This is a genomic window from Candidatus Viridilinea mediisalina (genome assembly GCF_002532535.1).
Taxonomy (GTDB): Bacteria; Chloroflexota; Chloroflexia; order Chloroflexales; family Chloroflexaceae; genus Viridilinea; species Viridilinea mediisalina.
In genome coordinates this window covers 57,834-62,040 of record NZ_NQWI01000020.1, presented here as the reverse complement: position 1 = coordinate 62,040, position 4,207 = coordinate 57,834, and the positions used below count along the sequence as shown (strand labels likewise).

Annotated in this window: 4 protein-coding genes and 1 pseudogene; all 5 read left to right on the top strand. The window is 59.5% G+C overall.

The features are described from left to right. The first annotated feature begins 176 nt into the window (after nt 1–176). A complete protein-coding gene (locus tag CJ255_RS06830) occupies nt 177–626 on the top strand; it encodes an SRPBCC family protein (RefSeq protein WP_097643341.1) in 450 nt (149 codons plus the stop codon). Next, complete coding sequence (locus tag CJ255_RS06825) at nt 619–855, top strand: hypothetical protein (protein ID WP_097643340.1); 237 nt, start codon at nt 619–621, stop codon at nt 853–855. Before CJ255_RS06830 ends, CJ255_RS06825 begins: the two co-directional genes overlap by 8 nt. A gap of 89 nt (nt 856–944) precedes the next feature. Then, entirely contained in the window at nt 945–1,736 is a 792-nt protein-coding gene (locus tag CJ255_RS06820) for a DUF6754 domain-containing protein (protein ID WP_097643339.1), read from the top strand. An 11-nt stretch (nt 1,737–1,747) separates the two neighbouring features. Beyond that, a complete protein-coding gene (locus CJ255_RS06815; protein WP_097643338.1) occupies nt 1,748–2,413 on the top strand; it encodes a hypothetical protein in 666 nt (221 codons plus the stop codon). Between the two features lie 174 nt (nt 2,414–2,587). Continuing rightward, nucleotides 2,588–4,207 (top strand): annotated as a pseudogene (locus CJ255_RS23395) (hypothetical protein); the annotation flags it as partial.

Below are 4,207 nucleotides of genomic sequence, written 5' to 3'. Positions count from 1 at the left end.
GCTTGTCGAAGCCAAGCGGCGCGGTGGCTGAGCTTGTCGAAGCCAAGCGGCGCGGTGGCTGAGCTTGTCGAAGCCAACGAGCCGCCACCTGTTAGCCCAGGGCTTCTTCGCGCTAACAACTCTTTTTTGTGACGTTGACGTAGATCTAGGCAACTTGCGGTATACTCCTCAGTGCTATGGTGAGCTACACAATCAGTGCATCAATTATCACAACCGCGCCACCTGAACGGGTCTTTGCGGTGTTGGACGACTTCCGCCATTGGCCCGCTTGGATGCCGTCGCTTGATCGCGTCAGCGTGGTGCTGCCCGCAGGGTCGCCGGGTCCAGGCTACCGCTTTCGTCTGCAAGGCCGGATCGTTCACGCCGATATGGAGGTGTTGGACTATACCGCAATGGCGCGCAAGACGAGTTTTCAGATTAGCTTTCCACCTCTGACCGGCTTCAATCGCTGTCTTGTGGTGCCCCTCGATGATGGACGCTACCGCATCGAGCGTGTTGATTCACTGAATCTGCCCGATCTGTTGGCTGGACTGATCGATCTGACCCAACGACAGCGCTTTGAACGCTTGGCTGGTGAGTTTTTGGATGCCTTGAAACGTGAGGTGGAGGGTCCCCCGCGTGGCTGAACGTGAAGAACCGTTAGTCCGGCTGGTGGCCGCAGTTGAACAGGCTGGCTTACGTGGGCCAGCACTGCTCTTCCTTGATCTGTTACGTCCGGTTGATCTGATTACGAGCAACCTCGTTGGTTTTGGACGACCATTTGTCGTAGGAACTACGCTCGAACCATTCGTAGTACGCCTTGGTGAAGCGGCAGCCTGGGCCGAATTGCGGCGTCTTTTGGCGGCCCAAGATTGACAAAGCCCTATCGCATAGGTTACACTCATGGCGACGAAGTGCAGTGTTGCTGTAAAGAATTGTCACACGCAAACGCTTGGAATTCGCCCATGTTGTTCTCTTCAGTTACTATTATTGTGCTGTTTATCGTGGTCGCAATGACCTTCATTCACCATGCACGGGTTCAAGCCGGGAAGCTGCCGCAACGCCGTCCCTTGCCAGCCCTCGATAGGTTGCGCCACGCCCTTGGCCACGGCGCTGAGACTGGCCGACCAACCCATGTGTCACCCGGAGCAAGTGTGCTTGGGGCTGCTGATGGTAGCCGTGCAACAACGGCGGAGCTGTTGGCCGGGCTTTTGGTGGCGGAACGGGTAGCCAGTGAAGCTGCCCTCAAAGGTTCCCCCATACTGGTCAGTTCTGGTGATGCGGTTGCCCATCTCGCCCTGCGTGGTGGCGTGCGTCAAGCCTACCAGATGGCTGGGCAGGCCCAAGATTATGATCCAACCCGGGTGCAACTCCTCGCCCATAATGATGAGTTAGCCTATGCAACCGGCGTAGCAACGATCTATGCGCGTGAAGAGCTTGAAGCCAGTGCCATGTTTGGTGGCTTTAACCAAGAGTTTCTCTTGCTTGGCGAAGAAGCAGCCCAGCGCGATCTGCCGCATATAGTTGGGACAACCAATTCGCTTGCGTTGCCCCTCATGGTGCTGAGTAGTCCGTCAACCCTGGTTGGTGAGGAGATCTATGCCGCCGAAGCCTATATCGCTCCAGCGCAGATGGCTCAGGCGCGCCTATTGACCCAAGACCTGCTGCGGACAACGGTGATTTTGCTGCTTGTTGTGGGTTTTGGCTATAGTCTCCTTCAACCGTTTCTCGGTTTGCCATCCTTGCTTGGCCTGTAGAAGAGGCGCACATGTCGCTGTTGCGTGATCCCAAACGACTCGTTGCAGTACTTGTTGCCGGGGTCTCTGGGCTGATTGTGCTCATTGATTTCATCGGTGGCGGGCCAGTCTTTCATGCCGCTGCGGTGGTGCTGGTTGAGTGGGCAGCGGTGATGACCGCCCTCGCTCTACTGCTTGGGGTCTTTAGTGTCACAGGTTCACATCTGAGCCGCGTGGGTCGGCGTAAAGCTGATTGGCCCTATAGCCTTGTGCTGCTGCTTGGGATGCTGATTGTGATTGTGGCTGGTATTTTCTTTCCCTTGCCCGGGCCCGCTGGCCTCGTTTTGCCCGCTACCATGGCCGAAGAGCCGATCCGGGTGGTCTTTCGTACCTTGTATGAGCCGCTGGCGGCTAGTTTGCTGGCCCTCTTGGCCTTCTTTAGCCTCAGTGCTGCTATGCGTGCCCTGCAACGGGGTAGCCGCGAGGCGCTGGTGATTGTTGTTGTGGCCGCACTGGTGCTGATTACCCAGTTGCCGCCTGTTGCTGCGCTGCCCGCCGTTGGCCCGACGGTGCAATGGATCAATGAGTTTGTCGCACTGGCTGGTGCGCGTGGGCTGTTGATCGGTGCCGCAATTGGTGCCTTCGTCGCTGGCTTACGCCTACTCTTTGGCTTCGATACGCCCTACCTTGATCGCTAGAATGTGGTTCTTAGGGATGGTTTCAGAAACGACCGTTCAGCTTTATTGTTGGAGTGCCGACTTTAGTCGGCATCCAATGACTACCTGCAACCTCTGCCGACTAAAGTCGGCACTCCGTTGGAGACCAAACGGTAAAGTGTCTTGAAACATTTCCTCTTGCCTATTTCCTAAACTATGGAACATCTGCCACCTTGGCTGCGTAACCTGCCCCTCCCTCCCCGCCCACCTGGGTATCCTGAAGCGCCAGCGGGCCTCCCCCCCGCTGGTGCCGAGGATCCCTCGTGGTTGCGTGAGTTGCAGAGTGAGGTCGCGGCAGATGCCGCTCCCCCCGCTACCAGCGATACGCCCGATTGGTTGGCCGATCTGCCCGCAACCGATCCGACAATGGACGATGATGCGTCGCTTGATTGGTTGAAGGCTCCCCCTGAAAGCAGTTCCTCAACCTCCCAAACCTCCGATTCCCAGTCTACTACCTCGTCGCGGATTCGTATGCCTGTCGGTGCAACCGATTGGCTGCGGAGTATTGGTCAAGAGTCAGAGGGGTTCTCCGAACCAGTTTCGGAACCGCTGTCAACACCAGAAGAGCAGAGCGGGGTGCCCGATTGGTTACGTGAACTTAGTGCCGATGAGGTTGCTCGAGCCGTTGAGGCTGAAACACCGCCGCCTGCTGAAACGCCGCCGCCTCCACCTGAACCTGAACCCATTGATTGGGATAGTGCTGATCTCGCACCTCACGATGCCAGTACCGTCTCGGCTAATTGGGCCGCCCGCAAAGCCCGTGAGTCGGCTGGTGGCGCTGATGAGGTGCCCGATTGGTTGCGTGATGAGGCTGCCTCCGCTGCCCCTCCCCGTTCGTCAGATGAGGCCGTAAGCTCCGATCTCGCTGGCAGCGCTGAGGTGCCCGCATGGCTGCGTGATATTGCCGATGAGGATCAGAGCCCTGGTGGTCACGATGATGCCACCGCGAGCGAAGAACCAACCTGGCTGCGTGAAGCGGCCAATCGACCACCCACCGATGGCTTGCCCGCCTCTGAAGTTGATGTCCCTGATTGGCTGAGTGGTTCCGCTGGCTCGGCTGCAACCCCAGCAGCCGATGCAGATCTGCCACCTACCGCCGATGCGCCCCCCGCTTGGTTGCAAGCTGACGAACCAGCAGCGCCCCCAGCACCCGCCGATGCCGATGATATGCCCTCATGGCTGCGTGAGGCTGCAACGGGTGAGCCCGCTACTCCGGCACCGGAATGGATGCAGGCGGATCAGTCGGCTGCCGCGCCCGCTGATGATGTGCCCTCTTGGTTGCATGAAGCACAAGCGCCGCCTCCACCACCACTCGAAGTGGACGATCAACCAGCATGGCTGCATGATGCCGAAACGGGCTCGTCTGCTGAGGCAGCCCCCGCGTGGCTCCAAGAACCCACCCCACCTGCTGCTCCACCTCTAGCCGATGATGTCCCCGATTGGCTCCGTGCCGATCCATCACCCCCTGATGGCGGTGATGCCCCCGCGTGGCTCCAAGGTGACCAGCAGGCTGAGGCCACCGCCCCTGCGTGGGGCCAAGAGCCCAGCCCACCCGCAGATCCACCGCTCGCCGATGATGTCCCTGATTGGCTCCGTGCCGATCCGTCCCCCCCTGATGGCGGTGATGCCCCCGCGTGGCTTCAGGAAGGCGAACAACCTGCCGATGCTACTGCTCCCGCCTGGCTCCAAGGCGACCAGCAGGCCGATGCCACCGCCCCCGCTTGGCTCCAAGAACCCGCTGAACCTGCCCCGCCCGCACCGGGCGACGATGTCCCC